The 1,169-nt window shown below is 60.3% G+C and carries 1 protein-coding gene; it reads right to left on the bottom strand.

Annotated features, from left to right (window positions below; genetic code table 11):
* Positions 1-1,169, bottom strand: a 1,169-nt coding sequence (gene gltA, locus IEY11_RS14565) for an NADPH-dependent glutamate synthase (protein WP_188886902.1), incomplete at both ends; no start/stop codon positions are given.

The raw sequence follows: 1,169 nt of genomic DNA, 5'->3' as shown, positions 1-1,169 counted from the left end.
AATACGCCGTCCTTGGAGGTGATGCCGTGCTCGTCATCAGCCACGATGCAGCCCTTGCGGTTGGTTTCCAGACCCGGCGTGGTGTGACGGATCAGCGGGTTCGGGCTGGTGCCGATTGCCGCGATAACGCAGTCCAGATCAAGCACAAACTCGCTGCCCTCGACCGGAATCGGACGGCGGCGGCCGGATGCGTCAGGCTCGCCCAGCTCCATCTGCTGGCACTTGAGGCCGGTGACGTTGAAGTTCTCGTCAGACAGCACCTCGAGCGGCGCGGTCAGGAACTTGAACACAACGCCCTCTTCCTTCGCGTGGTGAATCTCCTCGAGACGAGCCGGAAGCTCCTTCTCGGAACGGCGGTACACGATGTAAACTTCCTCGGCGCCCATGCGCTTTGCACAGCGGGCGGCGTCCATGGCTACGTTGCCGCCGCCGACTACTGCAACCTTCTTTGCGTGGTAGATCGGGGTGTCCGCGTTTTCCTTGTATGCCTTCATCAGATTGATGCGGGTCAGGTACTCGTTTGCGGAGTAAACGCCGTTTGCGTTCTCGCCCGGAACACCGATAAAGGTCGGCAGACCGGCACCGGAGCCTACAAAGATAGCCTCGTAACCGTCACCGAACAGCTCGTCAATGGTCTCGGAACGGCCTACAACAAAGTTGAGAATGAACTCAACGCCCAGATCCTTCAGCGTGTCGATTTCCTTCTGCACGATAGCCTTGGGCAGACGGAACTCCGGAATGCCGTACATCAGAACGCCGCCTGCGGTGTGCAGCGCCTCGAAAACGGTAACTTCGTAACCCATGCGAGCCAGATCGCCTGCACAGGTCAGACCGGCCGGGCCTGCACCAACGATGGCAACCTTGTGGCCGTTGGATTCCGGCTTTACTGCCTTCTCAGTGCTGTTTTCGCGCGCGTAGTCGGCAACGAAGCGCTCCAGACGGCCGATGGCTACCGGCTCGCCCTTGATGCCACGGACACAGTGACACTCGCACTGGCTCTCCTGCGGGCAGACACGGCCGCAGACAGCCGGCAGTGCGGAGGTCTCCTTGATCTTGGCAGCCGCTTCGAGGAACTTACCCTCTGCAACCAGAGAGATGAACTCCGGAATCTTGACCTGTACCGGACAGCCGGTCATGCAGGGCTTGTTCTTGCAGTTCAGGCAGCGCTG

Source organism: Butyricicoccus faecihominis (assembly GCF_014648015.1).
In the GTDB taxonomy this organism is placed as follows: Bacteria; Bacillota; Clostridia; order Oscillospirales; family Butyricicoccaceae; genus Agathobaculum; species Agathobaculum butyriciproducens.
This window is presented reverse-complemented; position numbering and strand designations above follow the sequence as displayed.